This window comes from Massilia sp. Masssp93 (genome assembly GCF_059491295.1).
This window is the reverse complement of the sequence record NZ_CP168502.1, coordinates 4,630,092-4,655,347: the sequence shown is the minus strand read 5'-3', so window position 1 is coordinate 4,655,347 and position 25,256 is coordinate 4,630,092. Positions and strand designations below refer to the sequence as shown.

Annotated in this window: 27 protein-coding genes; 15 read left to right on the top strand and 12 right to left on the bottom strand. The window is 66.1% G+C overall.

Annotated elements, in window-relative coordinates:
• Positions 1-111: 111 nt before the first annotated feature.
• Positions 112-1,737 carry a methyl-accepting chemotaxis protein gene (locus ACEN9Q_RS19130; protein WP_495625666.1) on the top strand — a complete coding sequence of 542 codons (1,626 nt, stop codon included), beginning with the start codon at positions 112-114 and terminating at the stop codon, positions 1,735-1,737.
• A gap of 96 nt (positions 1,738-1,833) precedes the next feature.
• Here the strand turns inward: ACEN9Q_RS19130 and tal are convergent, their stop codons facing one another.
• On the bottom strand, positions 1,834-2,763 hold the full coding sequence (tal, locus tag ACEN9Q_RS19125) for a transaldolase (RefSeq protein ID WP_056443372.1): 930 nt from the start codon (positions 2,761-2,763) through the stop codon (positions 1,834-1,836).
• 82 nt (positions 2,764-2,845) lie between these two features.
• The gene (locus ACEN9Q_RS19120) at positions 2,846-3,343 is read right to left on the bottom strand and encodes a GAF domain-containing protein (RefSeq protein WP_495625665.1); all 498 of its coding nucleotides are present in this window, start codon (positions 3,341-3,343) and stop codon (positions 2,846-2,848) included.
• Between the two features lie 136 nt (positions 3,344-3,479).
• On the opposite strand from ACEN9Q_RS19120, the gene ACEN9Q_RS19115 reads away from it, so the two are divergent.
• Positions 3,480-4,046: a TetR/AcrR family transcriptional regulator gene (locus ACEN9Q_RS19115; protein WP_495625664.1), complete on the top strand. Its 567-nt coding sequence runs from the start codon at positions 3,480-3,482 to the stop codon at positions 4,044-4,046.
• 8 nt (positions 4,047-4,054) lie between these two features.
• Positions 4,055-5,353 carry an MFS transporter gene (locus ACEN9Q_RS19110; protein WP_495625663.1) on the top strand — a complete coding sequence of 433 codons (1,299 nt, stop codon included), beginning with the start codon at positions 4,055-4,057 and terminating at the stop codon, positions 5,351-5,353.
• Here ACEN9Q_RS19110 and ACEN9Q_RS19105 read toward each other — a convergent pair.
• Together ACEN9Q_RS19105 and ACEN9Q_RS19100 are read right to left on the bottom strand one after the other, a co-directional pair.
• Positions 5,346-7,763, bottom strand: coding sequence for a glycoside hydrolase family 95 protein (locus ACEN9Q_RS19105; RefSeq protein ID WP_495625662.1), 2,418 nt, complete (start codon positions 7,761-7,763; stop codon positions 5,346-5,348). The two genes, ACEN9Q_RS19110 and ACEN9Q_RS19105, sit on opposite strands and share 8 nt — an antisense overlap.
• Positions 7,764-7,893: 130 nt before the next feature.
• Positions 7,894-8,295 carry a winged helix-turn-helix transcriptional regulator gene (locus ACEN9Q_RS19100; RefSeq protein ID WP_495625661.1) on the bottom strand — a complete coding sequence of 134 codons (402 nt, stop codon included), beginning with the start codon at positions 8,293-8,295 and terminating at the stop codon, positions 7,894-7,896.
• A 142-nt stretch (positions 8,296-8,437) separates the two neighbouring features.
• On the opposite strand from ACEN9Q_RS19100, the gene ACEN9Q_RS19095 reads away from it, so the two are divergent.
• Positions 8,438-9,049: an NAD(P)-dependent oxidoreductase gene (locus ACEN9Q_RS19095; protein ID WP_056443350.1), complete on the top strand. Its 612-nt coding sequence runs from the start codon at positions 8,438-8,440 to the stop codon at positions 9,047-9,049.
• Positions 9,050-9,150: 101 nt separating this feature from the next.
• On the opposite strand, the gene ACEN9Q_RS19090 is transcribed toward ACEN9Q_RS19095, so the two are convergent.
• A complete protein-coding gene (locus ACEN9Q_RS19090) occupies positions 9,151-10,101 on the bottom strand; it encodes a LysR family transcriptional regulator (protein WP_495625660.1) in 951 nt (316 codons plus the stop codon).
• Between the two features lie 153 nt (positions 10,102-10,254).
• Here ACEN9Q_RS19090 and ACEN9Q_RS19085 point away from each other — a divergent pair, with 153 nt between their 5' ends.
• Together ACEN9Q_RS19085 and ACEN9Q_RS19080 are read left to right on the top strand one after the other, a co-directional pair.
• A complete protein-coding gene (locus tag ACEN9Q_RS19085; protein WP_495625659.1) occupies positions 10,255-10,989 on the top strand; it encodes an SDR family NAD(P)-dependent oxidoreductase in 735 nt (244 codons plus the stop codon).
• 35 nt (positions 10,990-11,024) lie between these two features.
• Complete coding sequence (locus ACEN9Q_RS19080; RefSeq protein ID WP_495625658.1) at positions 11,025-11,624, top strand: NADPH-dependent F420 reductase; 600 nt, start codon at positions 11,025-11,027, stop codon at positions 11,622-11,624.
• An 84-nt stretch (positions 11,625-11,708) separates the two neighbouring features.
• On the opposite strand, the gene ACEN9Q_RS19075 is transcribed toward ACEN9Q_RS19080, so the two are convergent.
• The 5 genes from ACEN9Q_RS19075 to pgi form a co-directional block, all read right to left on the bottom strand.
• Complete coding sequence (locus ACEN9Q_RS19075; protein WP_056443343.1) at positions 11,709-12,296, bottom strand: YdeI/OmpD-associated family protein; 588 nt, start codon at positions 12,294-12,296, stop codon at positions 11,709-11,711.
• Positions 12,293-13,147, bottom strand: a complete 855-nt coding sequence (locus ACEN9Q_RS19070; protein ID WP_056443340.1) for an SIS domain-containing protein — start codon at positions 13,145-13,147, stop codon at positions 12,293-12,295. The genes ACEN9Q_RS19075 and ACEN9Q_RS19070 overlap by 4 nt, the downstream gene beginning before the upstream one ends.
• 9 nt (positions 13,148-13,156) lie before the next feature.
• A complete protein-coding gene (gene zwf, locus ACEN9Q_RS19065; protein WP_056443338.1) occupies positions 13,157-14,626 on the bottom strand; it encodes a glucose-6-phosphate dehydrogenase in 1,470 nt (489 codons plus the stop codon).
• 169 nt (positions 14,627-14,795) lie between these two features.
• Positions 14,796-15,692 carry an SMP-30/gluconolactonase/LRE family protein gene (locus ACEN9Q_RS19060; protein WP_495625657.1) on the bottom strand — a complete coding sequence of 299 codons (897 nt, stop codon included), beginning with the start codon at positions 15,690-15,692 and terminating at the stop codon, positions 14,796-14,798.
• Positions 15,693-15,702: 10 nt separating this feature from the next.
• A complete protein-coding gene (gene pgi / locus ACEN9Q_RS19055; RefSeq protein WP_495625656.1) occupies positions 15,703-17,343 on the bottom strand; it encodes a glucose-6-phosphate isomerase in 1,641 nt (546 codons plus the stop codon).
• Positions 17,344-17,574: 231 nt separating this feature from the next.
• Here pgi and edd point away from each other — a divergent pair, with 231 nt between their 5' ends.
• From edd to ACEN9Q_RS19020, 7 genes are all read left to right on the top strand, one after another.
• Positions 17,575-19,497 (top strand): phosphogluconate dehydratase, encoded by a 1,923-nt coding sequence (gene edd, locus ACEN9Q_RS19050; RefSeq protein ID WP_495625655.1) that lies wholly within the window; start codon positions 17,575-17,577, stop codon positions 19,495-19,497.
• A 20-nt stretch (positions 19,498-19,517) separates the two neighbouring features.
• Entirely contained in the window at positions 19,518-20,144 is a 627-nt protein-coding gene (gene eda, locus ACEN9Q_RS19045; RefSeq protein WP_495625654.1) for a bifunctional 4-hydroxy-2-oxoglutarate aldolase/2-dehydro-3-deoxy-phosphogluconate aldolase, read from the top strand.
• A 10-nt stretch (positions 20,145-20,154) separates the two neighbouring features.
• Positions 20,155-20,508 (top strand): hypothetical protein, encoded by a 354-nt coding sequence (locus tag ACEN9Q_RS19040; RefSeq protein WP_200958338.1) that lies wholly within the window; start codon positions 20,155-20,157, stop codon positions 20,506-20,508.
• Positions 20,493-20,696, top strand: a complete 204-nt coding sequence (locus ACEN9Q_RS19035; protein WP_495625653.1) for a type II toxin-antitoxin system VapB family antitoxin — start codon at positions 20,493-20,495, stop codon at positions 20,694-20,696. The genes ACEN9Q_RS19040 and ACEN9Q_RS19035 overlap by 16 nt, the downstream gene beginning before the upstream one ends.
• The gene (locus ACEN9Q_RS19030; protein ID WP_056443321.1) at positions 20,693-21,076 is read left to right on the top strand and encodes a PIN domain-containing protein; all 384 of its coding nucleotides are present in this window, start codon (positions 20,693-20,695) and stop codon (positions 21,074-21,076) included. The genes ACEN9Q_RS19035 and ACEN9Q_RS19030 overlap by 4 nt, the downstream gene beginning before the upstream one ends.
• Before the next feature lie 294 nt (positions 21,077-21,370).
• The gene (locus ACEN9Q_RS19025; protein ID WP_495625652.1) at positions 21,371-21,886 is read left to right on the top strand and encodes a Rhs element Vgr protein; all 516 of its coding nucleotides are present in this window, start codon (positions 21,371-21,373) and stop codon (positions 21,884-21,886) included.
• Between the two features lie 75 nt (positions 21,887-21,961).
• Positions 21,962-22,453, top strand: coding sequence for a hypothetical protein (locus tag ACEN9Q_RS19020; protein ID WP_495625651.1), 492 nt, complete (start codon positions 21,962-21,964; stop codon positions 22,451-22,453).
• An 11-nt stretch (positions 22,454-22,464) separates the two neighbouring features.
• Here ACEN9Q_RS19020 and ACEN9Q_RS19015 read toward each other — a convergent pair whose 3' ends face one another.
• Entirely contained in the window at positions 22,465-23,436 is a 972-nt protein-coding gene (locus ACEN9Q_RS19015; RefSeq protein WP_495625650.1) for a flagellin N-terminal helical domain-containing protein, read from the bottom strand.
• Between the two features lie 191 nt (positions 23,437-23,627).
• Here ACEN9Q_RS19015 and ACEN9Q_RS19010 point away from each other — a divergent pair, with 191 nt between their 5' ends.
• Entirely contained in the window at positions 23,628-24,212 is a 585-nt protein-coding gene (locus tag ACEN9Q_RS19010) for a TetR/AcrR family transcriptional regulator (protein WP_495625649.1), read from the top strand.
• 72 nt (positions 24,213-24,284) lie between these two features.
• A complete protein-coding gene (locus tag ACEN9Q_RS19005; RefSeq protein ID WP_495625648.1) occupies positions 24,285-24,866 on the top strand; it encodes a DUF308 domain-containing protein in 582 nt (193 codons plus the stop codon).
• Here ACEN9Q_RS19005 and ACEN9Q_RS19000 read toward each other — a convergent pair.
• Complete coding sequence (locus tag ACEN9Q_RS19000) at positions 24,863-25,246, bottom strand: hypothetical protein (protein ID WP_495625647.1); 384 nt, start codon at positions 25,244-25,246, stop codon at positions 24,863-24,865. The genes ACEN9Q_RS19005 and ACEN9Q_RS19000 overlap by 4 nt on opposite strands.
• Positions 25,247-25,256 lie beyond the last annotated feature (10 nt).

The window sequence follows — 25,256 nt, the reverse complement described above, 5'->3', positions numbered from 1 at the left end:
CAAAAACTCGACAAGAATGGAAAAGGAGGATGTGTAGACATCTCTCGTCGGGTATCATGGTTGATGTGGGGAAACATTGTAACATGAAAGTCAACATTTCAAACGGTAACCATGAGATATTTATCAAGCCTGCGTCTCGCTACGAAATTGGGAATTGCATTTGCCGTCGTGCTGGCGCTGACGGCACTCGTCGGTGCTGTCGCGATCTGGCAGCTAACACAAGTTAATGACACGTCGATGAAATTGTCGGAGCACTGGATGCCGAGCATCCGTGTCATCGAAGACATCAAATCGCAGCTCGCCCGTATTCGCACCCGCGAATTGCAATACATTATTTCCAACGAACAGTCGGAAATGGATAAATACGACAAGGTCATCGCGAAAGACCTGGTCGATCTGCACAAGATGCAGGACGACTACGTGAAACTGCAGGAATCGGCCGAAGAAAAGCAGATGTACGCGCAGCTGCTCGAGATGTGGGACCGCTACATGATCGAGGACGGCAAGATCCGTGCGGCGGCGCGCGCCGGCGACGACGCGCTGGCCAAGAAGCTGATCCGCGGCGAGTCGAACAAGCTCATCGTCGCGCTGCGCGGCCACGTCGACAAGATCGTCGACATGTACACGGAAGGCGGCCGCGCGGCGGCGGTCGAGGGCAATGCGCGCTACACGGCGTCGCGCGTGTGGATCCTGTCGCTGGTGCTCGGCAGCGTCGTGCTGGGCGCGGCCGGTGCCGTGTTCATCACCGGCTGGCTGATGCGCCGCCTGGGCGGCGAGCCGGATTACGCCACCGAGATCGTCACGCGCATCGCCGCCGGCGACCTGTCGGTGCGGGTGGAGACCCGTGCCGGCGACCAGGCCAGCCTGTTGTACGCGATGAAATCCATGCGCGACAACCTGGCGAAGATCGTCGGCGACGTGCGCGGCGCGACGGCGACCATCTCGCAGGCATCCGACGAGATCGCCGGCGGCAACCTGGACCTGTCGTCGCGCACCGAGCAGCAGGCCAGTTCGCTGGAAGAGACGGCCGCGTCGATGGAAGAGCTGACGTCGACCGTGAAGCAGAACGCCGAGCACGCGGGCCAGGCGAACGCGCTGGCCGACACGGCGGCGGGCATCGCCCAGAAGGGCAGCGCCGCCGTGGCGCGTGTCGTCGACACGATGGGCTCGATCCACTCGTCGTCCCAGAAAATCGTCGACATCATCGCCGTCATCGACGGCATCGCGTTCCAGACCAATATCCTGGCGTTGAACGCGGCCGTGGAAGCGGCGCGCGCCGGTGAGCAGGGCCGTGGTTTCGCCGTCGTCGCGACGGAAGTGCGCAACCTGGCCCAGCGTTCGGCCGCGGCCGCGAAGGAGATCAAGGAATTGATCGGCAGCTCCGTGCAGCAGGTCGAGGCGGGCAACCTGCTCGTCAGCGAAGCCGGGACGACCATGAACGAAGTGCTGAAAAGCGTCGAGCGCATGCATGCGATCATGGCCGAGATCAGCCACGCGAGCCGCGAGCAGAGCGCCGGTATCGAACAGGTGAACCAGGCGATCACGCAGATGGACACGGTGACCCAGCAGAACGCCGGTCTCGTGCAGCAGGCCGCCCACACGGCCCAGAGCCTGCAGGAGCAGGCGGCCGCGCTGGACCAGCTGGTCAGCGTGTTCCGCCTCGAAGCGTTCGATGCGCCGCGCGAACCGGAGCATTATATGGGCCGGGCGATCACGCCGGCGCTGGCGCGCGCCTGATTCGGGACCAGTCATGAAAAACGGCAGCCCGCGGGCTGCCGTTTTTGTTTGCCGGAGCGGCGGAGCGCCGGAGCGCCGGCCGCCGGCCCGTGCGGATCAGCGCATCTCGCCGATCATCTTCTTCAGCTTGCCGGAATCGGCGCAGAACGCGCGGATGCCTTCGGCCAGCTTCTCGGTCGCCATCGCGTCTTCGTTCAGCATGAAGCGGAACGTCTTTTCGTCGAGTGCGATCTTGTCGATGTCGGCGTTCGGGTCCGTCACCAGCTTGCGCTCGACCGTGCCTTCGGTGTCGGCCAGCTTTTGCAGCAGGTCCGGCGAAATGGTCAGCAGGTCGCAGCCGGCCAGTTCCAGGATCTGCGACGTGTTGCGGAAGCTCGCGCCCATCACCTCGGTCTTGTAGCCGAACTTGCGGTAGTACTGGTAAATGCGCTTGACCGACTGCACGCCCGGATCGTCCGCGCCCTGGTAGTCGGTGCCGGTCGATTTCTTGTACCAGTCGTAGATGCGGCCGACGAACGGCGAGATCAGCTGCACGCCCGCTTCGGCGCAGGCCACGGCCTGGCACAACGAGAACAGCAGCGTGAGGTTGCAGCGGATGCCGTCCCGCTCGAGGATCTCGGCGGCGCGGATGCCTTCCCACGTCGACGCGATCTTGATCAGCACGCGCCCGCGCTGGATGCCGGCGGCTTCGTACAGGGCGATCAGTTCGCGGCCCTTGGCGACCGTCGCCTGCGTGTCGAACGACAGCGCGGCGTCGATTTCGGTGGACACGCGGCCCGGCACGAATTTCAGGATCTCGGTGCCGAACGCGATCAGGAGGCGGTCGACGATTTCCTCGGTCGACGCGTTCGGGAAGTCGGCGATGGTCTTTTCCAGCAGCGGACGGTATTCCGGCTTCTGGACGGCTTTCAGGATCAGCGACGGGTTCGTCGTCGCATCCTGCGGCGCATAGGCCTTGATCGACTGGAAGTCGCCGGTGTCGGCCACGACGGTGGTGTACTGCTTGAGCTGTTCGAGTTGGTTCATGATGCGGAGAGAGAAGGGTTCAGGCGGTTATTGTATCTGGAATCGTAGGGTGGGCACCCCGTGCCCACCAAACGCCGACACATCAACAATCGGTCGCATCCAGGAATGCCGTGACCATTTTTTCCAGCCCCGCCTTGTCCTCGTCCGAAAACCGGTCCAGCGACGGGCTGTCGATATCGAACACGCCGACGAGCCGGCCGCCCTTGACGAGCGGGATGACGATTTCCGAATTCGACGCCGAATCGCACGCGATGTGGCCCGGGAACGCGTGCACGTCCGCCACGACGATGGTCTCGCGCCGGGCTGCCGTCGTGCCGCACACGCCGCGGCCGAACGGGATGCGGGCGCAGGCCGGCTTGCCCTGGAACGGACCGACGAGCAGGTCCTGGCCGGCGCCCGATCTGGCGGGCACGGTGAGATAGAAGCCGGCCCAGTTCAGGTCGGCGAGCGTGTCGTACACGAGTGCCGAGAACTGCGCCGCGTTCGCGGTCAGGTCGCGCTCGCCCTCGAGGATGCTGGCGACCTGGCGTACCAGCAGGCCGTAGTCGGGACGGGTGCTGCGTTCGGGATTGATGTGCATGGGGACGGATGCTGCGTTGTCGAAAACACGTATTTTACGGCAGCGTGCGCCGCCGCGCTGGCCGGAAAAATAGATGACAGTTGACATCTATTTCGAAAAATGGATTATGATTGACATCCATATTGGGGGGGGAATCATGCGAGTCAATCGAATCCAGGCGGAGGAAAACCGCCAGGTCGTCATCGATGCCGCCAGCCGCTTGTTCCGCGAACGGGGCTTCGACGGGGTCGGCCTCGCCGAGCTGATGGCCGCGGCCGGCCTCACGCACGGCGCGTTCTATAAACAGTTCAAGTCCAAGGACGACCTGATCGCCCAGGCCTGCGACCGCGCGCTGGAAAAAGGCATCGACGGGTGGCGGCGCGCGGCGGCGGACGCGGGGGAGAGCGCCTACGCGGCCCTCGTGCGCCGCTACCTGACGCCGGGGCACCGCGGGCGCCCCGGTTCCGGCTGCGTCATCGCCTCGCTCGGCCCGGACGCGGCCCGCCACGGCCCCGAACTGCCGCGCCACTTCGAGGCGGGCGTCAAGACCTTCGTCGACATCCTCGACGGCGCGCTGCGCAGGAAGAATCCGGACGCGACCCCGGACGACGCGCTCGCCGCCTTTTCCACGATGGTCGGCGCCCTCGTGCTGGCGCGCGCCGTCGAGGACGACGCCTACGCCCACCATATTCTCGACGCGGCCACGGCCCGTCTTCTCGACTAAGGACTCCCATGCTTTCCACATCTGTCGCCCGGTGGATGGGGCGCCGCGGCCTGCACTACGGCTGGCTCGTCGCCGCCATCACCTTCCTGACAGCGCTGTCGTCGTCCGCCGCCCTCGGCCTGCCGGGCGCCCTGCTGAAACCCCTGAGCCATGAATTCGGCTGGAGCGTCGACCAGATCTCGACGGCGCTGGCCGTGCGCTTCGCGCTGTTCGGCCTGATGGGGCCATTCTCCGCCCTGTTGATGGAACGCTTCGGCCTGCGCAACGTGATGGTGACGGCGCTCGCCGTCATCGCGGCCGGCCTCGGTCTCGTGCGCCAGATGACGGACTTCTGGCAACTCGTGCTGCTGCTCGGCGTGATGCTGGGCGTGGGGTCCGGCATGACGGCCCTCGTGCTCAACGCGGTCGTCGCCAACCGCTGGTTCGAGCGGCGCCGCGGCCTCGTGATGGGACTTCTGACCGCCAGCTCGGCGACGGGGCAGCTCGTGTTCCTGCCGGTCGGCACGTGGCTGATCGAACATGGCGGCTGGCGCACGGCGCTGCTGCCGGTGATGGCCAGCTGCGCGCTCGTAGCCGTCCTCGCGCTGCTGTTCGTGCGCGACCATCCGCAGGAACTGGGCCTCGTGCCGTACGGCGGCGACACGTTCGTAACGCCCGTCGTGCCGGCGCGCGCACCGGTGTCGATCCGCACGCCGTTCACCACGCTCGCCAGCGTGCGCGGCGACCGCGTGTTCTGGGTCCTGTTCGGCAGCTTCTTCATCTGTGGCCTGTCGACGAATGGCCTGATCCAGACCCACTTCATTTCGCTGTGCGGCGACGCGGGCCTCGGCGCCGTCCCCGCCGCGTCCGTGCTGGCGATGATGGGCACGTTCGACCTCGTCGGCACGATCCTGTCCGGCTGGCTGTCCGACCGCTACGACAGCCGCTACCTGCTGTGCTGGTACTACGGCGTGCGCGGCCTGTCGCTCGCCTGGCTGCCGTCGGCCGATTTCACGCTCACGGGCCTGTCGCTGTTCGCCATGTTCTATGGTCTCGACTGGATCGCGACCGTGCCCCCGACCGTCCGCCTGGCCGCGCAGGCCTGGGGCAAGCGTGCGCCGATGATCTTCGGCTGGGTGTTCGCCGGCCACCAGCTCGGCGCGGCCGTGGCGGCGTACGGCGCGGGCCGCATCCGCACGCTGGCGTTCACCTATTCGCCGGCCGTGTACACGGCGGCCGCGGCGTGCGGCGTCGCCGCGCTGATCGTGCTGGCGGGACGGCGCCGCGTGGCCGCCCCGGTGCCGGTGGCCGAGGGTGCCGTCAACTGAGCGCCATGCGCGCGCGTCCGGCGGCGTCCAGCTTGACGGTCGCGAGCCGCGCACCGATCCGCACCTTCACCCACAGGCCCGGCTTGCCGCGCAGCGCGAGCCGCGTGGCGCGGCCGCCGGCCCAGTCGACATCGACCTCGATGCCGCCGCGGGCGCGCACGCCGTGAACGGCACCTTCCGGCCACGCGCGCGGCAGCGCGGGCAGGATGCGGATCTCGCCGCCCCACGATTGCACGAGCATTTCCAGGATGCCTGCCGCACCGCCGAAATTGCCGTCGATCTGGAACGGCGGATGCGCATCGAACATGTTCGGGTACGTGCGTTCCGGCGCCAGCAGGCCGCGCAGGATGCCGTACGCGTGCTCGCCGTCGCCCATGCGCGCCCACAGCGCGAGGCGCCACGCGGTGGCCCAGCCGGTCGACATGTCGCCGCGCGTGTTCAGCGACACCTTGGCCGCCTTGATCAGGTCCGGCGTGTCGCGCACGTTGATCTGCTCGCTGGGGTAGACGGCGTACAGGTGCGACACGTGGCGGTGATGCTGTTCCGGCGCCTGCGCATCCCAGTCGTCGAGCCATTCCTGCAGCTGGCCCTGGGCGCCGATGCGGTCGGGCGCGAGGCGTGCGCGCTTGTCTTCCACCGCCTTGCGGAAGTCCGCGTCGGGGTCGCGCAGCCGGTCATGCGCGGCGAGGGTCCACGCGAACAGGTCGCGCACGATCTGGCGGTCCATCGCCGGCCCCGCGCACACGGCCACGCCCGGATGGTGCTCGTTCTCCGGCGAGATCGACGGCGACGTGACGAGGCCGCGGCCATGCGGATCGTCGACGAGCACGTCGACGAAGAACAGCGCCGCGCCTTTTAGAACGGGATAGATGCGGGCAAGGAACGCGTCGTCCGGCGCGTACTCGTAATGGTCCCACAGCGTCTTGCACAGCCACGCGCCGCCGCAGGGCCACATGCCCCAGTTCGGGCCGTCGATGGGCACGGCCGCGCGCCACAAGTCGGTGTTGTGGTGCGCGACCCAGCCGCGCGCGCCGTAGGCGTCCTTCGCGACGTCCGCGCCGCTGACGGCCAGCTCCTCGACCATCGCCACGAGCGGCTCCACGCACGGCGCCACGTTGGCCGCTTCCGCCGGCCAGTAGTTCATCTCGGTGTTGATGTTGATGGTGTACTTGCTGCCCCAGGGCGGATTCGTCCCCTCGTTCCAGATACCCTGCAGGTTGGCGGGCTGGCTGCCCGGCCGCGACGACGAGATCAAGAGATAGCGGCCGTACTGCAGGTACAGCGCCGCCAGCGTCGCCAGCGACGCATCGTCGGCCCGCGGGACGGCGGCGATGCGCGCATCGGTGGGACCGGCGCCCGCGTCGTCACGGCCGAGGCGCAGGGACAGTCGCGAGAACAGCGCCCGGTGCGCCTTGACGTGGTCGGCGCGCAGGCTGGCGTACGTCTTGCGCGCGGCGGCATCGACGCGCTGGCGCACGGCCTGCACGGGGTCGCCGTCGAGGGCGCGGAAGTTCACGAAACTGGTGGCGGCGCCGACGAGCAGCGTGATCTCGCGCGCGCCGCGCACGCGCAGGCGGTCGCCCGCGGCGTCGACCTTGCCGTCACCGACCGCCAGCACGCGCACGGCGTAGCGCAGGGCGCCCGCGACGCCGGCGTTGTCCGCGTTGCGGCCTTCGACGAGCAGGGCGCGCGGGCCGTCCGGACGGATCGACAGGCTCGCGGGGCGCTGCGCTTCCAGCAGCGGTTCGGTGACGTCCGACGCGGCATCGTCATCCTTGACCAGGCCGTATTTGACGTCGTGCGGATGCCGGTAGCCGACGTCGAAGTCGAGTGTGCCGCCGCTGGCCCGCAGGTGCAGCACGATCACCTGGTCCGGCGCGCTGGCGAAGACGTCGCGCACGTGGCGCGCGGCGCCGCTCGTGAAGCGCGTCGTGGCGATCGCGGTGTCGAGGTCCAGCGAGCGGCGGTAGGCCTGCACACCATCGATGCCGTGAAAGTCGAACAGCAGGTCGCCGGCCGCGCCGTAGGGCATCTGCGTGGCCGGTTTCGCGATCATGTCCCGCGCCACCAGGTCGCGCGCCTGTTCGAATTTGCCGTCGTCGATCAGCGCCCGCACGCGGGGCAGCGCGGCCTTGAATCCGGGATTGTCGAAGCGGTACGGGCCGCCGGCCCACAGCGTGTCCTCGTTCAGTTGCAGGCGTTCCTGCAGCGGGCGGCCATACACCATGGCGCCGAGCCGGCCGTTGCCGACGGGGAGAGCCTCGACCCATTGGCGCGCCGGGCGCTCGTACCACAGCGCCAGCTTGTCCTTGTCGCCGTTCGTGCGCGCCACGACGGTCGCACCGGCCAGGCCGGGATACGCCGCCGCGAGACCGAGCGTCGCAAGTACGCGCCGCCGGGTGAGTTTCATGCCTTTCACTGCCGTCTCCTTGTTATCGTGCTGGAGCGCACGATGCTAGCAGCTTGGCGGCGGCGAACCTATATCGATAATACGCAACCGTCCGATGATTTCAACCAGCCGGTACGCTGCGCCGGCGGAATCAGCGCGCGCTTGCCCGCACCGCCTGCGGCGCCGCGCGGTACGCGCTGCGCGCCTCGCACACGAGGCGATGATGTTCGTCGGCCCAGGCGACCAGTCCCTTCATCGGCACGAGGAAGGAGTGGCCCAGCGGCGTGAGGTCGTATTCGACGCGCGGCGGGACTTCCGGATACAGCGTGCGGCGCACGAAGCCGTCTTCTTCCAGGCGCTTGAGGGTCAGCGACAGCATCTGCTTGGAGATGTCGCCCAGTTCGCGCATCAATTCGTTGAAACGTTTCGTGCCGCCTTCGAGGGCGTCGAGCACGAGGAGGCTCCACTGGTCGCCGATGCGGTCCAGCACGTCGCGGATGGGGCAGGGTTGTTCGAAGCCGCCGTGCGCGGCAAGAAGATTCGTTTTGGCCATGGTGTGCAGAGGGTAGCGGTCAGTTCGCGCTGACCTGATCACGCCGCGCTGACTTCTTGTGCGGCACGCGCAGCCTAGCATAAGATGCCTCGTCGGTCTCGTTTTTAGACCTGTTCTCAACCACAGACTTAGGGAATCCCATATGGCACGCATCGCCCTCATCGGCGCCTCCGGCAACGTCGGCACGCGCATCCTGAACGAACTCGTCTCGCGCAACCACCAGGTCACGGCCATCGTCCGCGATCCGTCCAAAGTCCCGGCCCGGGCCGGTGTGACCGCGGCGCGCGGCGACGTCGCCGACCCCGCCGGCCTCGCTGAGGTGCTGAAGGGCCACGACGCCGTGATCAGCGCCGTGCGCTTCCTCGACAGCGAGCCGGACGCGCTGATCGACGCCGTGCGCGCATCCGGCGTAAAACGTTATCTCGTCGTCGGCGGCGCCGCCAGCCTGTTCGTCGCGCCGGGCAAGCGCCTGCTCGACCAGCCCGATTTCCCCGCCGCGTACAAGGACGAGGCGACGAAGGGCGCCGCATTCCTGGACGCGCTGCGCGGCGTGAGCGATCTCGATTGGACGTTCATCTCGCCGTCGGCGATGTTCGTGCCGGGCGAGCGCACCGGCACATTCCGCCTGGCCAAGGACGAGCTGCTGGTGAGCGAGAAGGGCAGCACGATCTCGTATGAAGACTATGCCGTCGCGCTGGTCGACGAGATCGAGAAGCCCGCGCACGTGCGCCAGCGGTTCACGGTCGGGTATTGAGATCGACGGCGACGGTCATCCGATACGGCCGGCTCGACCTCATCGATGCATGACAAGCGCATGATTTCAGGGTGACGAGCAGATGGCGGCGCCCCCCAGCTTCAGGCCCGGCCGGGGCCATTCGACGTCGTGATCGCAGGCGGCTGACCGGGAGCGGTCACCGCCACTGTCTTCAAATGGTCGATGAGCCATCGGCCTGCCGGCCCTGGTGGGCTCGATGCCTGGTGGCAGGCGGAAATGGCAAACGCCGTTCCGGCGCTTGGCAGCTCGTCCACATCCAACACTAGCAATGTGCCATCGGCAATGTCCTTTTCTACCATGTGTAGAGGCATCCCTCCCCATCCGAGTCCGTCCTTGAGGAAGGCGTGCTTGGTCGACAAATCGGCCAGCCGCCAGGTGTGCGGCGACACGACGCCGTAGTCCCGTCCGGCCAGCAGGTCGGACCTGTCCGTGAGCACAAGCTGAACGGCTTTCGCCAGCTCCTCTCGCGGTATCCGGTGACCGAATCGTGCCAGCGGATGGCCCGGCGCGGCCACCGCGACGAGGGTGATTGTCCCCAGCCGCTCGCTGACAAGCGACGGGAACGCCATCGGCAGGGTCGAGAGAATGCCCAGGCTGCACCGGCCATCGAGCACGGGTTGATAAGCGGCGCCAAGGCCTTCGACGAAAATTCGTAGCGGGGTGAGCGGAAATTTGACCGCGAATGCCTTTGCGGCGCCGCTGATGACCGCTGTCGGGAAAAACACGTCGACGACGACCGTCAGTTCGGGCTCGAGACCGGACGCCATCAATTTCGCACGCGCCTTCAGCGTATCCACGCCGGCGACGATGTTGCGCGCGTCGGCGAGCAGCAGGCTTCCCTCGGGCGTGAGTCTGGGGAACCGGCCGGAGCGGTCGAACAGCACCACGCCGATCCGGGCTTCCAGACTGCCCACCCACCCGCTCACCGCCGACTGGACGCGATTGAGCTTTCTTGCTGCGGCGGAAAAACTTCCCTCATCCACAGCGGCAATAAAGGTCCTGAGCTGGTCCAGGGAGACGCCATCGAGCATGTATTTTCCCATCTCAAAAATAGATAGATTGCATCTCAATATACCGTCTTCTCACGATCGCTTCCAGTCTTCATGATTCAGTTCGATGCAGCACGGTGCGGGTACGCGTCGGCTGCTTATCCATCGGAACGACTCCACGGAAGAATGCACGACATGAACAGATTGAATGGAAAGACCGCCGTCATCACGGGCGGCGCGACCGGCATCGGCCGCGCGGCGGCCAAGCGTTTCATCGAGGAGGGCGCCTTCGTCTTCATCTTCGGCCGCCGGCGCGAAGCGCTCGACGCGGCCGTGGCCGACCTCGGACCCAATGCCCGCGCGGTAGCGGGCTCGGTCTCCGATCCGGACGACCTCGACCGGCTGTACGCGGCGGTGAAGGCCGAGCGCGGCACCCTGGACATCGTCTTCGCCAACGCCGGGGCGGGAAGCCAGCTTCCGCTCGGCCGGATCACGGCCGCGCACATCGACGACATCTTCGACACCAATGTGAAGGGGACGATCTTCACGGTCCAGAAGGCGCTGCCGCTGATGGGCGCCGGCGGTTCGATCATCCTGACCGGTTCGAGCGCCGGCACCACGGGCGCCCCTGCGTTCAGCGCCTACAGCGCGAGCAAGGCGGCGGTGCGCAACCTGGCGCGGACATGGGCGGAGGACCTGAAGGGCACGGGTATCCGGGTCAACGTGCTGTCGCCCGGGCCGACGGCGACCGAACTGGCGAAGGAAGCGCTGGGCGCGGAAGGCATGAAGGTCTTCGCCTCGCTGACGCCGCTCGAGCGCATGGCCGATCCGGCGGAGATCGGCGCGGCGGCCGCCTTCCTGGCGTCGCAGGACAGCAGTTTCATGACCGGCAGCGAGGTCGCCGTCGACGGCGGCCTCGCGCAAATCTGACGCGCCCGCAGGCGTGATACACCCAAGGAGAATATATGAGCTACGCAATTATCGGTTTCGGCAAGATCGGCCACGCACTGGCCAGGGCGTTTGCGCGCAAAGGCATTGACGTGTCGGTTGCGACCACGCGGGACCCGGAAAGCTTTGCGTCCGATGCGGCCGCGATCGGACCCGGGGTCATTCCCAAGAAACTGGAGGATGCCGTCAAGGCGGACGTCATCTTTTTGGCCGTCCGTTTCGGAGCGCACCAAGACGTCGCGAAGGCGCTCCCCGACTGGCAAGGGAAGACCATCGTCGATGTGACCAATGCCTACGGCGTGCCCCCCGAGGAACTGGGGGGCGTGCCTTCTTCCAGCTACGTTGCGCAGGCCTTCAACGGCGGGCGACTGGTCAAAGGCTTCAACCATCTGGGCGCTACCGTCCTCGGGCAGGATCCGGCCGTACATGGTGGAAGGCGCGTCGTGTTCCTGGCCAGCGACGATGACGCCGCCGCAACCGGGATCGCTTCGCTTGCGGAAGATCTCGGTTTCGCACCGGTCAAACTGGGTGCGCTGGCGGAAGGTGGACTGCTGGTGCAGGGACGCGGAAACAGCTGGGGTCAACTGATCTTCAAGGACCTCGTCAAGTTCGACTGATGAAGCGCGGTCGCTCGTTCGACGCGATCCTGCGTCAAAGCCAGCTATGCGGCGCACATCGCCTTGGCGGCGCCGCAGATGCTGTCAGGCGTTCCTGGCCGGCGCCCACTCGTCGAGCCGCCGCCCCTCCGCGCACGCCGCGATCAGCCGGTCGAGTCGCGCGGCCCGCGTCTCCGGCTTTTTCGCGCTCGTGACGACGTGCAGCATGCGCTTGCGGTAACCGGGCGGGCACGCTTCGAAATAGGCCCACGCGGCCTTGTGGCGCTTGAAGCGGGCGAGGTCCGCGGGCGCCAGTTCGGCCGGAGATTCGCGCTCGTGCGAATACACGCGCGAGCGGTCTTCCGAGCGCAGGGCGAACGCCGCTTCGCCCGCGGGCGTCATCAGCCCGAGTTCGCGCAGCCGGGCGACCTTGTCGATGTTCACCGCGCTCCAGATCGAGCCCGGTTTGCGCGGCGTGAAGCGGATCGTGTAGGTCGCATCGTCAACGCCCTTGCGCACGCCGTCGATCCAGCCGTAGCACAGCGCCTGGTCGACCGAGTCGGACCAGCGCATGCACGGCTTGCCCGTGCCGACCTTGTGAAAGCCGACGAGCAGTTCGCGCGCCTCGTGCGCGTGCGCCGCGAGCCAGGCGCGAAAAGCGGCTGCGTCCTCGAAGAAGACGGGCGCCGTCATCCGATGAAGGAATCGAATTGCAGGTCGAATTCCTGCAAGGCCTTCTGCGCGTTCTGCATCTTCTTGCGGAATTCCGGTCCGCGCTGCAGCGCGAGGCCGACCGCGAGCACGTCGATCACGACGAGGTAGGCGAGGCGCGCGGAGATCGGCGTGTACGGGTCGATCGCGAACACGAGGTCGATGGGAATCAAGAGGCTCGCCATCTCCGCGAGCGGCGTGCCGGACGGCGCCAGCACGATCACTTCCGCGCCGCCGCGGCGCGCCAGCTTCGCCGAGCGCGTGAGCGACGGGTTGTTGCCGCGCTGCGAGATCGCGACGAGCGCATCGCCTTCGCGCAGCAGCGCGGCCGCGATGGCGTGGATCGCCGGATCGGTGTACGCGACGGTCGGCACGCCCGAGCGGAAGAATTTGTGCTGCGCGTCGGCCGCGACGAAGCCCGACGTGCCCTGGCCGTAGAACTCGATCTTGTTGGCGCGCGACAGGATGTCGAGCGCCTTCTGGATCAGTTCCGGTTTCAGGTTGTTGCGCAGGTCGAGCAGGGTGTTGATGGAGCGGCTGCAGATCTTGTTGACGAGGTCCGCGGCGAGGTCGTCCTGCGCCGGCTGCTCGGTCGCGCCGGGCAGCGCGAGCGCGAGGCCTTGCGCGAGCTTCAGCTTGAACTCGTGCCAGCCGTCGTAGCCGAGCGTGCGGCAGAAGCGCACGACGGTCGGCTCGGACACCTGCGCGCTGCGCGCCAGCGCCGTGATGTTCTGGCTCACGGTGGCGCTGGGCGCAGCCAGCACGGCGAGCGCCACCTTGCGCTCGGACTTCGACAGCGAGTCGAGCTGGGTACGGATCGAATCGAGCAGCACGGTGCGTCCTCAGTCTTCCGGCAGCGCTTCTTCGCGCCACTGCAGGCCGTCGCGGCCGATCAGCGCGGAAGAGGAGGCCGGGCCCCACGTGCCGGAGGTGTACGGGACCGGCGTCGTGTCGTCCTGTTCCCAGTATTCGAGGATCGGCTCGACCCATTCCCACGCGGCTTCCAGCTCGTCGCCGCGCATGAACAGCGTGAGCTGGCCGCGCAGGACGTCCAGCAGCAGGCGCTCGTACGCTTCCATGCGCGGGGACTTGAACTGTTCGCGGAAATCCAGTTCGAGCTCGGCCTGTTTCAGGCGCATGGAGTCGCCCGGCGTCTTGGCCATCAGGTTCATCGACAGGCCCTCGTCCGGCTGCAGGCGGATCACGAGGCTGTTCGGCTGGAAGCTCGACGTCGGCTGGTTGAAGATCGAGTGCGGAATCGGCTTGAAGCGCACGACGATCTCGGCCAGGCGGTCGGCCATGCGCTTGCCGGTGCGCAGGTAGAACGGCACGCCGGCCCAGCGCCACGTGTCGATTTCGGCCTTCATCGCGACGAAGGTTTCCGTCTTCGACTGCTTGGGCGCGCCCGGTTCGTCGCGGTAGCCAGGCACCGCCTGGCCGTCGACATAACCCGAACGGTACTGGCCGCGCACGATGTTCTGCGACAGCGTCGTCGGCGTGAAGCGCTTCAGCGAGCGCAGCACCTGCAGCTTGGCGTCGCGCACGGCGTCCGGTGCGATCGACGTCGGCGGTTCCATCGCGACGATGCACAGCAGCTGCAACAGGTGGTTCTGCAGCATGTCGCGCAGGGCGCCCGAGTTGTCGTAGTAGCCGAGACGGTTGCCGACGCCGATCTTTTCGGCGATGGTGATCTGCACGTCCGAGATCCATTCGCGGCGCCACAGCGGCTCGAACAGGATGTTACCGAAGCGCAGGGCCAGCAGGTTCTGCACGGTTTCCTTGCCGAGGTAGTGGTCGATCCGGTAGATCTGCGATTCGGCGAAGACCTTGCCGACGTCGGCGTTGATCTGCTTGGCCGACGCGAGGTCGCGGCCCAGCGGCTTTTCCAGCACGACGCGCGAATCCGGCGTCGCCAGGCCCACGGCGGCCAGATTCTCGCAGATTTGCGCGAACAACTGGGGCGGCGTGGCCAGGTAATAGACGCGCGTGATGCCGGCATCCTCGCGCAGCGCCTCGACGAGCCCCGCATAGGTCGCCACGTTGCCGGCATCGACGGCGACATAGGTGATGCGGTCCAGGAAGGTCTGCCACGCGGCGGCGTCGACGTTTTCCTTCACGTGCGGCTTCGCATGGGTCTCGACCATGTCGATGAACGCTTCCTGCGACATGGCATCGCGGCCGACGCAGATGATGCGCGCCGTCGCGGGCAGGTCGTTGCACACGTCACGGGCATACATCGCCGGCAACAGCTTGCGCATCGCGAGGTCGCCGCTGCCGCCGAAGAAAACGAGATCGAAATCGGAAAGAGCCATGGTGTCTGTCGAGGAGTGAAATGCTGTAAATTTACTACACAATTATTGGCTGCGCAAGAAAATTTACTACGTAAAGGGAGGGATTTGAAACTTATGGTGCCACATCTGTCCGGAGGTGGGCGCGAGGGATTTGGTGGGCTCTCCGAGCCCACCATGCGCAGCCGAAAAATCAGCCGCGGTATTCGGCCTGTTCGACGCCGGGCACGTCCACGGCAAACGCGAGCACCTTGCCGCTGTGCGGATACTTTGCCAGCTCGTCGTTCGAGCGGCCCTTGCTGGCGCTGGTGACGTACAGCGTGCGCAGGTCCGGTCCGCCGAACGCGACCGAGGTCGGGCAGCGCACCGGCAGTTCGATTTCCTGCAGCAGCTCGCCCGTCGGCGACAGCTTGACGATGCGGCCGCCTTCGAACATCGCGGACCAGTAATTGCCCTCGCTGTCCACGGCCGCGCCGTCCGGACGGCCGCCGTAGTCGGCCGCCTTCTTGTCGTCCGAGAAGGTCACGAGGTTGCGGCGGTTCGATGCCGTACCCGTCCTGATGTCGTAATCGTAGGCGTCGACGCGGTGGCTCGTCGTGTCGGAGTGGTACATCGTCCTGCCGTCCGGGCTGAAGGCCAGGCCGTTCGAGTTCGTCATGCCGCCGGCCCAGGCCAGGCGCAGCGCGCCCTTGTCCAGCACGTACATCTCGGCCTTCGGCTGGTCGCGCGGCTCGTACATCGTGCCGACCCAGAACCGGCCGGCGGGATCGACGCGGCCGTCGTTGAAACGCACGATGGCCGGGTCGTACGGCGCCGGCGCGATGTCGCTCAGGTCGCCCGTCGTCGTGTTCAGGTAGACGAAGCCGGCGCGCGTGGACAGCACGAGGTTGTTGTCCTGGTCGACGGCGATGGCGGACGGCTCCGTGGCCGTGTTCCAGCGCGAGTATTTGCCGCTCGACGGATGCAGGCGGTGCACGGACTTGCCGTCGATGTCGACCCAGTACAGCGCGGATTCGATCGCATGCCAGACGGCCGATTCGCCGACGAGCATCGGCTCGTCATGCACGATGTGGAATTTTTCGCTCTTCATGGAACGCTCCTCAGACGGCGGCCTTGGCGCGCGCGATCAGGCCGTTGGTCGAGCCGTCGTGCTGCGCCGGCTGCGCGGCGCCGTTCAGTTCCGCTTCGATCTTCTTGGCCAGCACCTTGCCCAGTTCGACGCCCCACTGGTCGTAGCTGTTCACGTCCCAGATCGCGCCCTGCACGAACACCTTGTGCTCGTACAGCGCGATCAGCGCGCCCAGCGTGGCCGGGGTCAGGTATTCCATCAGGATCGTGTTGCTCGGACGGTTGCCCGGGAAGGTCTTGTGCGGGACCAGGCGCTCGATCTCGGCGGCATCCTGTCCGGCCAGGTCCGCACGTACCTCGTCCGCCGTCTTGCCCTTCATGAACGCTTCCGACTGCGCGAAGCAGTTGGCGAGCAGCGCGGCGTGGTGGTTCTGGAATTCGTGCGCCGGACGCAGGGCGGCGATGAAATCCATCGGCGTGACGTCCGTGCCCTGGTGCAGCAGCTGGAAGTAGGCGTGCTGGCCGTTCGTGCCGACGTCGCCCCAGATCACGGGGCCGGTCGCATAGTCCGTGATGGTGTCGCCGGCGCGCGTGACGCGCTTGCCGTTGCTTTCCATGTCGAGCTGCTGCAGGTAGGCGGGGAAGCGGTTCAGGTCCTGGTGGTAGGGCGCGATCGACACCGACGGGCAGCCCAGGAATTCGCGGTTCCAGAAGCCGACGAGGGCGAGGATCATCGGCAGGTTCTGCTCGATGGGCGCGGTGCGGAAGTGCTCGTCCATCGCGTGCGCGCCCGCGAGGAAGTCGGCGAAGTAGCCGTAGCCGACGCACAGCGCGACGGGGAGGCCGATCGCCGACCAGACGGAGTAGCGGCCGCCGACCCAGTCCCAGAACGGGAACATGTTGTCCGGATCGATGCCGAACTTCTTGATCGCTTCGACGTTGGTCGAGACCGCGACGAAGTGCTTCGCCAGCGCCTGTTCCGGTGCGTGCCTGAGGAACCACGCGCGCGCCGTGTTCGCGTTCATCATGGTCTCGGCCGTCGTGAACGTCTTGGACGCGATGATGAACAGCGTCGTTTCCGGATTCACGCGCGACAGCGCCGCGTCCATGTCGTGGCCGTCGACGTTGGAGACGAAGTGCATGGTGAGGCGCGGATGCGCGAACTGGCGCAGCGCCAGGCAGACCATCTTCGGGCCGAGGTCGGAACCGCCGATGCCGATGTTGACGATGTCCGTGATTTCGCGGCCGGTGTGGCCGAGCCACTGGCCGTTGCGCACGGCGTCGCTGAACGTCCTGATGCGGGCGAGTACGGCATGCACGTCGGCGGTGATGTCCTGGCCGTCGACCGTGATCTGCTTGTCCTGCGGCGCGCGCAGGGCGGTGTGCAGGACGGCGCGGTTTTCCGTCAGGTTGATCTTGTCGCCGGCGAACATGGCGTCGCGCAGGCGCTCGACGCCGCGCTCGCGCGCGAGGCTTGCCAGCAGTGCAAGCGTGCGCCCGTCCAGGCGGTTTTTTGAATAGTCTAGGAACAGCCCGGCCGCTTCCGCAGACAGGCGCTCGAAGCGCTGCGGGTCTTGCGCGAACAGGTCGCGCATCTGCCATTGCGTGGCGTCTTGGGCGTGGGCCTGGAGGGCCTGGTAACTGGCGATGCTGGTCAGGGATGGTTGGCGCATGATGATGGACTTGGACGGTATGATGTCATTTTGTGCAGGTTATCGAATCATACAGGAAGCAGGCGTAAATTCACTACACAAATCCGTCGTGCCGCGAAGGCGCGGATGAGCGGGCGCCGCCAGGACGCGTGCGTACACGAGGCATTTATCTCCCCGCAGCCAAGCGAATAACGAGCGGCAATCCGCATTTCGTAGTAAAATTTCAGAAATCCAATTCACAAGGAACAGATCATGGCGCTGCACCCCGTAGTAGAACAGGTCACCAACCGGATCATCAAGCGTAGCCGGCCGTCGCGCCAGGCCTACCTGGCGCATCTCGATGCGGCGCGCGTGAAGGGCGTGCAGCGCAGCGTGCTGGCATGTACGAACCTGGCGCACGGTTTCGCCGCGTTCCCGGCCAACGACAAGCTCAAGCTGCGCGAGGCCAAGCAGCCGTCGGTCGCCATCGTCTCCTCGTACAACGACATGCTGTCGGCGCACCAGCCGTTCGAAGCCTACCCCAAGGTCATCAAGGATGCCGTGCGTGAAGTCGGCGCCGTGGCCCAGTTCGCCGGCGGCGTGCCCGCCATGTGCGACGGCGTCACGCAAGGCCAGCCGGGCATGGAGCTGTCGCTGTTCTCGCGCGACACCATCGCCATGTCGACGGCCATCGCGCTGTCGCACAATATGTTCGACGCCAGCCTGTATCTCGGCATCTGCGACAAGATCGTGCCGGGCCTGCTGATCGGCGCGCTGCACTTCGGCCATATCCCGGGCATCTTCGTGCCGGGCGGCCCGATGGCGACCGGTATCTCGAACAAGGAAAAGGCCGCCGTGCGCCAGCGTTACGCGAAGGGCGAAGCCACGCGTGAAGAGCTGCTGGAAGGCGAGGCCAAGGCTTACCACAGCGCCGGCACCTGCACGTTCTACGGCACCGCCAACAGCAACCAGATGCTGATGGAGATGATGGGCCTGCACCTGCCGGGCGCCGCGTTCGTCCATCCGGACACGCCGCTGCGCGAGGCGCTGACCCGCGCCGCGGCGCAGCATGCCGTCAAGATCTCGCAGCAGGGCGGCGAGTACATGCCGATCGGCCACATCGTCGACGAAAAATGCATCGTCAACGCCATCGTTGCGCTGCACGCGACGGGCGGTTCGACGAACCACACGCTGCACCTCGTCGCCATCGCGCGCGCGGCCGGCATCGTGATCGACTGGAACGACTTCGATGAACTGTCGAAGGTCGTGCCGTCGCTGACGCGCGTGTACCCGAACGGCGACGCCGACGTGAACTACTTCCAGGCCGCGGGCGGCCCGACCTTCGTCATCCGCGAACTGCTGGACGCGGGCCTCGCGCACGACGACGTCAACACCATCCTCGGCCGCGGCCTGCGCAACCACTGCAAGGAACCGTTCCTCGACGGCGACAAGGTCGTCTGGCGCGACCTGCCGGCACAGAGCGGCGACGAGACCGTGCTGCGCAAGCATACGAACCCGTTCAGCGACAATGGCGGCATGGTGCTCGTGCAGGGCAACCTGGGCCGCGCCGTGATGAAGGTCTCGGCCGTCAAGAAGGAACATCACATCGTCGAAGCGCCTGCGCTGACGTTCGATTCGCAGGAAGATTTCATGCACGCCTACAAGGCCGGCAAGCTGAACCGCGATTTCGTCGCCGTGATCCGCTTCCAGGGCCCGCGCGCCAACGGCATGCCGGAACTGCACGCGCTGACGCCGGCGCTGGCGAACCTGCAGGACAGCGGCTTCCACGTCGCGATGGTCACCGACGGCCGCATGTCGGGCGCGTCGGGCAAGGTGCCGGCCGCGATCCACGTGTCGCCGGAAATCCTGGCCGGCGGTCCGCTGGGCCTGGTGCGCGACGGCGACATCATCCGCGTCGATGCCACGCAAGGTTCGCTGGATGCGCTGGTGCCGGAAGACGTGTGGGCATCGCGCAAGATGGCGACCGCCGACCTGAGCTCCGGCCACATCGGCATGGGCCGCGAGCTGTTCGACGTGTTCCGCAAATCCGTCAGCGCGGCGGAAGAGGGCGCCGCCCACTTCCCGCTGCCGTCACCGATCGATACGACCGTTCCCCTGCATGAAGGCACCGACAGCGGTGAGATCATGCCCGGTTCGGATGAAGATTTCCTGTTTCGCAAATCCACCGCCAAGTGAGCACAACGATGAGTAACGATATGACCCTGTTGGACATCATGAAATCGGCCGTCGTGATCCCCGTGATCGCGATCGACGATCCGGACCATGCGGTCCCCCTCGCCAAGGCGCTCGTCGCCGGCGGCATCCGCGTGCTCGAAGTCACGCTGCGCACGAAGCACGGCCTGGAGGCGATCCGCGCGATGGCCCAGGTGGAAGGCGCGATCGTCGGCGTCGGCACCCTGACGCAGCCGGAAGAACTCGCCGCGTCGCGCGATGCGGGCGCCGTGTTCGGCGTGTCGCCGGGCCTGACCCCGGCCCTGATCGATGCCGCGAAAAAGAGCGGCCTGCCGATGCTGCCGGGCTGCATGACCCCGTCCGAAGTGATGGTGGCGCGCGAAGCCGGCTTCAAGCAGCTGAAACTGTTCCCGGCCGTGCCGGCGGGCGGTGTCGGCATGCTGAAGGCGCTGGGCGGTCCGCTGGCGGACATCACGTTCTGCCCGACGGGCGGCATCTCGATCGAGACCGCGCCGCAATTCCTCGCGCTGAAGAACGTCGCGTGCGTGGGCGGCTCCTGGCTGACCCCGGCGGACGCGATGAAGGCCGGCGACTGGGGCCTGATCACCGAGCTGGCCAAGTCCGCAGCGGCCCTCGGCAAGGCAGCCTGAGCCTCACCGGATGCAGCGACGCCTGCTGCGTGGCCTGACCCCGGGCGAAATACGCATGGCGTCGCTGCTGTTCGGCAGCGCCATCGATTGGGCGCGCGTGCACGTGCACGGGCGCCGCTACCTGCCGCTGGTGCAGCCGAAAAACTGCGCCATGACGCCCAACGGCAGCATGTATTTTCACCCCTCCTGCTTCCTGCCCGACTATGCCGCGGGCGATCCGCACACCATCCACTGGTTCATGCATGAGATGGTGCATGTGTGGCAGTCTGCACACCAAGTTTCAAAGTTGCTTGTGGGGATGCACTTTTTGATGCAATATGTCTCCATATTTGATGCATGGAGCAAGCAATGCGAACCACGGTGACCATCGACGATGCATTGTACGAAAAGGCCTTGGAAATGGCCGACCCGGAAATGGACAAGGCCGATCTGTTTCGGGAAGCAATCAAAACCTTCGTGCGCGTTCAGGCTGCTCGGCGCCTTGCCAGCCTCGGCGGTGCGGCACCCGACATGGCAGGTGTTCCGCGCCGGTTGGGCGAGCTGACGGAATGAATGCTGTTCTGGTCGATACGTCGGTGTGGGTAGACCACTTCCGCAACCGCAACGAAGGTTTGGTTAGCCTCCTGATGCAGGACTTCGTTTTGTCCCATCCGCTCATCGTGACCGAACTCGCTTGCGGCACGCCGCCGGCACCTCGATCCCGTACGCTGGCCGATATCGCGACATTGCCTCAAGCACGGCAGGCAACGTTGGATGAGGTCCGGATATTCATCGAGCGCGAAAAGTTGTATGGCCTCGGATGTGGCGTCGTCGACCTTGCTCTGCTGGCTTCAACACTGCTGACGCCGGGATCGCGCCTGTGGTCACTGGACAGACGCCTGACACAGTTGGCGCAACGGTTCGACATCGCTTTTCTCCCGGCCCTTCAATAGGCTTTCGAAACTTCCGCTGTAGCCGAAAGCGGTCTTATCCATCATCCAGTCAAACCAATGTCAGGTGAGCACGGAGGCCGAAGTAAAAGCATCGACCGATGTATCCTACCCCGAGCGATCCACTCTGTGGCGTCAGCTATTCGACATCCTTCGGAAGGATGTCAGGCTGGTAGATTCCCCCTGATCAATCACATGTTTCGCCTCTCACTCTCCCAAAAGTAACCGATGGATGCCGTACCTGCTCATCGTCTGCTTTCGCCTCGCTGGCGCGCTCTCACCGCAGGCGAAATCGCCATGGCATCCCTGTTGTTCGGAGATGCTATCGACTACAAGCGCGTTCGCATCCATGCCCGCCGCTACATGCCTTTTCAACCTCGCAATTGTGCGATGACGCCGAACGGGAGCATATACTTTCACCGCTCCTGTTTTCTTCCTGACTACACCCGCGGCGATTCGGCCGTGGTGCATTGGTTCCTTCATGAGATGGTGCACGTGTGGCAGCACCAGCTCGACTATCCAGTGCGGCTGCGCGGCGCCATCCGCATCGGCCTGTCGTACCGCTACGAACTGCGTCCCGGCGCCACCCTGGCCGACTACAACATGGAAGCGCAAGGCGACCTGCTCGCCGATTATTTCGCGCTGAAATACATGCGCAATCCGCACGTCATGCGCCAGCGCCGCCATGCGCACCAGCTCGATCTGTACGAACAGGTGCTGGCCCGCTTTCTCGCCGATCCGCGCGACCCGGACAACCTGCCGCGCGGCGGCGCGCGCCGGTTCGCGCGGATGGTAACGTCCGTCTCCGCCTGAATTTGCGCGACCTCAAAATTTGACGGCGGCACCGACGTAGGCTGTCGCCTTGCGTTCCTCTCCCGCGATCCGGCCATGTCCATAGCCTTCCGCATCCGAATTCCGGTCTTACTGGTATGCGCCTGGCTGCCGGCGGCGGCCGTCGCACGCGTCGGCGAGGCCGAGGTGCGCGAAGGCCCGCGGGGCGGCCCGTGCTTCACGATCACGCCGCGCGAAGAACGCCTGGGCACGCCGGATTTCCAGGCGATCGTCGTGTGGGAGGGCGCGCGTCCGGTGTGGAAGATGGCGATGCCGAGGGAACGCACGTTCCCGCTCACGTTCGGCATGTGCGTGCCGTACGGCGGCAGGGTGGCGTCGCTGCCGCGCACGGCGTCGACGCCGCTGGCGCCGGGCCGGGTCTACAGCCTGCGCATCGAGGCGCGGCCGGGGGCCAACGGCCGGGCCGCGTCCAGCTACGAGGCCCGGTTCTGCCTCGCGCGCCAGCATGACGGCAGCGCCGTCGTGCACCAGATCTGGAATGGCGAGCGGGAAGGGCGGCGGATGTACGGCTGCCTGCCGCCCGACTGAGACCGCCGCGCTTACTGCAGCAGCGACATGACCATCGACGACATGCTGTTGGTCTGCTTCAGCATGGCGGTGCCGGCCTGCATCAGCATCTGGTTCGACGTCATGCTCGACGACTCGGTCGCGAAGTCGACGTCCATGATGCGGCCCGTCGCGGCCTGCGTGTTGCTCGAGATGTTGGCCAGGTTGTTGTAGACGTGGTCCAGGCGGTTCGAGATCGCGCCCAGCTTCGACCGCAGGGCCGATACGGCGTCGATGGCGCCGCTCAGGTTCAGGATCGCCGACGTCGCATCGGCGGCGCCGTTGTTGGCGAGATTGGCATCGCCCGTGTGATCGGCCAGCGCATGGCCGATGGTCGCAATCGTTGCGGAGCCGTCGCCCGCGAAGCGCCCGGCGACGGCCGGATTGCCTCCGGTGGCGTCCTGGATGGCGGTGTTGACGGCGCCCAGTTCGGTGGAGAAGCTCGCGGTCATGGTTTCCGAATCGTCGGCGCCGATCTGGAACGTCACCGAGCCGTTCAGCTTGCCGGCCTTCGCTGCCTTGACCGGATTCACGTCCGCCGGGTCGTTGGTGTTCAGCAGACGGGTGCCGCCGAACTTGGTGTTGCTGAAGATATTCGAGAGTTCATCCGTCAGCGAATCGTATTCGGCCTGGAGCGCCGTCTTGTCGTCGGCCGAGGCGGAGCCGTCGGCGGCCTGGGTGGCCAGGTCTTTCATGCGGGTCAGGACGTTGTTGACTTCGTTCAGTGCTCCGTCGGCCGTCTGCAGCATGGAAATCGAGTTCTGGGTGTTGCGCATCGCGACCGACATCCCGCTGCTCTGGGCTTTCAGGCGGGTGGCGATCTGCAGGCCGGCCGCGTCGTCCATCGACGAATTGATGCGGTAGCCGGTCGACAGGCGGGTCATCGAGGTCGACAGGGTCGCCTGCGTGCTGCCCAGCGAATTTTGGGCGGACAGCGAGGCGACGTTGGTATGAAGGCTCAGCATGGTCGGAATCTTGTTGTTGTGAAGGTCATGGGATGTTCAATAACTATCCCTTGATACAGGACGACCGGATTGCATTTTTCATTAAATTCTTGAGAGAAATTTTTTCGGATTTGCTGATTTAATCATTGGCCGCGTTCGCTCCGCGCAAAAAGCCTTTGACATTCTACCTACTAGAAGGTAGGGTGTGCGTCATGAACAAATCCTCCACCACGGCCGACGACATCCTGGCCTGTGCACGTGCCCTGATCGTCACCGGCGGCTATAACGGTTTCAGCTACGCCGACATCGCGGCGGCGGTCGGTATCCGCAAGGCGAGCATCCATCACCATTTCCCCGCCAAGGTCGACCTGGTGAAGACGCTCGTCGTCCGCTATCGCGAAGCGGCCGAAGAAGGGCTCGGGAATCTCGAACACGGCGTCGCCGGTCCGCTCGACCAGTTGCGTGCGTATGTCCAGTACTGGAAGAGCTGCATCGGGGATGCCAGCGCACCGTTCTGCGTGTGCGCCTTGCTGGCCGGCGAATTGCCGATTCTGCCGGATGACGTGGCCGTGGAGATCCGGGCGTATTTCCGCTTCCTGTCGGGATGGCTGACGTCCGTGCTCGAGCGCGGCGTACGGCAGGGGACCGTCGCACTGACCCATCCGCCGCGCACAGAGGCGGAAGCGTTCATGGCGACGGTGCACGGCGCGATGCTGTCGGCCCGTGCCTACGGCGATACCGCCATGTTCGGCGCCATCATGGATCCGCAGCTGGAGCGCATGGCGGCAAAAAACTAGGGTGCACATCGGTGCATTTTTTTAACCGATCTGCCTACCAACTGGTAGGTAGGCAAATTCGAAGGAAGACCAATGAACGACTCGCACGCAGTGCCGGACCGCGCCGCCCAGGAACGCTGGCTGAAGACGTACTACTTGACCCGGGCGGTATTCTCGTTCGCCTGGGTCGCCGCTGCCGTGGGCGTGGCACGGCATTCGATGGGCTTCGCCGCCGCGTTGCTCGTGTGCTATCCCGCCTGGGACGCGCTGGCCAACCTGGCCGATGGATCGCGGAGCGGCGGCCTCGCCGCAAACCGCACGCAGGCCGCGAACGCCGTCGCCAGCCTGGCGGTGGCGGTCGCCGTTGCCGTCGCGCTGCCCGACATGAACCGGGTGCTCGGCGTGTTCGGCGCATGGGCCATCCTGTCCGGGATGCTGCAACTCGGCACGGGGCTGCGCCGCTGGAAGGCCTACGGCGCGCAATGGGCGATGATCCTGAGCGGCGGACAGTCGGCCCTGGCGGGCGCCGTCTTCATCTTCCAGGCGGGGACGGCCGTCGTGCCGACGATCGCCACCGTGGCCGGCTATGCCGGCTTCGGGGCGTTCTACTTCCTCGTGTCGGCCCTGTCCTTGCAGGCCGGAGCGTGGCGCCGCAAGGGCGCCGTGAGCCGCTAGACGCCGACCAGCTTGCAGTGCAGCACGACGTCGGGATCGATGCGGCAGGCCGCGCAGATCCGGTGGAAGCCATCCGCGACGATGACTTTCTTCAGCGCGGGCACGCGCACGAGGAGCACCGGGGAGACGGGTTCGCCGCGCTTGATTTTCTTGATCTGCTCGCGGATCGGGCGGTCGTCGGCCTTGGGCACGGCAAGATGCGCGGCGCGCAGCAGGTCCGTCGCCTTGTAGTCGACGATCGTTCCGGCCCTGAGGTCCGCCACGGCTTTATCGATGTTCTTCTGATTGTCGACGAGGGCCAGGTAATGGCCCGCGGCGTCGTAGTCGGACGGCGTCGCGTCGTCCAGCCACGTGATCGACGGGGTCTGCTGTTTCGGCACGCTGTTCTCC

Coding starts and splice junctions, on each gene's coding strand:
- ACEN9Q_RS19085 (WP_495625659.1), top strand. CDS start 10,255: ATGAACAGATTGAATGGAAAGACCGCCGTCATCACGGGCGGCGCGACC.
- ACEN9Q_RS19060 (WP_495625657.1), bottom strand. CDS start 15,692: ATGAAGAGCGAAAAATTCCACATCGTGCATGACGAGCCGATGCTCGTC.
- tal (WP_056443372.1), bottom strand. CDS start 2,763: ATGAACCAACTCGAACAGCTCAAGCAGTACACCACCGTCGTGGCCGAC.
- ACEN9Q_RS19035 (WP_495625653.1), top strand. CDS start 20,493: ATGCGAACCACGGTGACCATCGACGATGCATTGTACGAAAAGGCCTTG.
- ACEN9Q_RS19105 (WP_495625662.1), bottom strand. CDS start 7,763: ATGAAACTCACCCGGCGGCGCGTACTTGCGACGCTCGGTCTCGCGGCG.
- ACEN9Q_RS19020 (WP_495625651.1), top strand. CDS start 21,962: ATGTCCATAGCCTTCCGCATCCGAATTCCGGTCTTACTGGTATGCGCC.
- ACEN9Q_RS19080 (WP_495625658.1), top strand. CDS start 11,025: ATGAGCTACGCAATTATCGGTTTCGGCAAGATCGGCCACGCACTGGCC.
- pgi (WP_495625656.1), bottom strand. CDS start 17,343: ATGCGCCAACCATCCCTGACCAGCATCGCCAGTTACCAGGCCCTCCAG.
- ACEN9Q_RS19115 (WP_495625664.1), top strand. CDS start 3,480: ATGCGAGTCAATCGAATCCAGGCGGAGGAAAACCGCCAGGTCGTCATC.
- ACEN9Q_RS19005 (WP_495625648.1), top strand. CDS start 24,285: ATGAACGACTCGCACGCAGTGCCGGACCGCGCCGCCCAGGAACGCTGG.
- ACEN9Q_RS19095 (WP_056443350.1), top strand. CDS start 8,438: ATGGCACGCATCGCCCTCATCGGCGCCTCCGGCAACGTCGGCACGCGC.
- ACEN9Q_RS19090 (WP_495625660.1), bottom strand. CDS start 10,101: ATGCTCGATGGCGTCTCCCTGGACCAGCTCAGGACCTTTATTGCCGCT.
- ACEN9Q_RS19015 (WP_495625650.1), bottom strand. CDS start 23,436: ATGCTGAGCCTTCATACCAACGTCGCCTCGCTGTCCGCCCAAAATTCG.
- ACEN9Q_RS19130 (WP_495625666.1), top strand. CDS start 112: ATGAGATATTTATCAAGCCTGCGTCTCGCTACGAAATTGGGAATTGCA.
- zwf (WP_056443338.1), bottom strand. CDS start 14,626: ATGGCTCTTTCCGATTTCGATCTCGTTTTCTTCGGCGGCAGCGGCGAC.
- ACEN9Q_RS19010 (WP_495625649.1), top strand. CDS start 23,628: ATGAACAAATCCTCCACCACGGCCGACGACATCCTGGCCTGTGCACGT.
- ACEN9Q_RS19075 (WP_056443343.1), bottom strand. CDS start 12,296: ATGACGGCGCCCGTCTTCTTCGAGGACGCAGCCGCTTTTCGCGCCTGG.
- ACEN9Q_RS19120 (WP_495625665.1), bottom strand. CDS start 3,343: ATGCACATCAATCCCGAACGCAGCACCCGTCCCGACTACGGCCTGCTG.
- ACEN9Q_RS19100 (WP_495625661.1), bottom strand. CDS start 8,295: ATGGCCAAAACGAATCTTCTTGCCGCGCACGGCGGCTTCGAACAACCC.
- ACEN9Q_RS19025 (WP_495625652.1), top strand. CDS start 21,371: ATGGCATCCCTGTTGTTCGGAGATGCTATCGACTACAAGCGCGTTCGC.
- edd (WP_495625655.1), top strand. CDS start 17,575: ATGGCGCTGCACCCCGTAGTAGAACAGGTCACCAACCGGATCATCAAG.
- ACEN9Q_RS19040 (WP_200958338.1), top strand. CDS start 20,155: ATGCAGCGACGCCTGCTGCGTGGCCTGACCCCGGGCGAAATACGCATG.
- eda (WP_495625654.1), top strand. CDS start 19,518: ATGACCCTGTTGGACATCATGAAATCGGCCGTCGTGATCCCCGTGATC.
- ACEN9Q_RS19030 (WP_056443321.1), top strand. CDS start 20,693: ATGAATGCTGTTCTGGTCGATACGTCGGTGTGGGTAGACCACTTCCGC.
- ACEN9Q_RS19110 (WP_495625663.1), top strand. CDS start 4,055: ATGCTTTCCACATCTGTCGCCCGGTGGATGGGGCGCCGCGGCCTGCAC.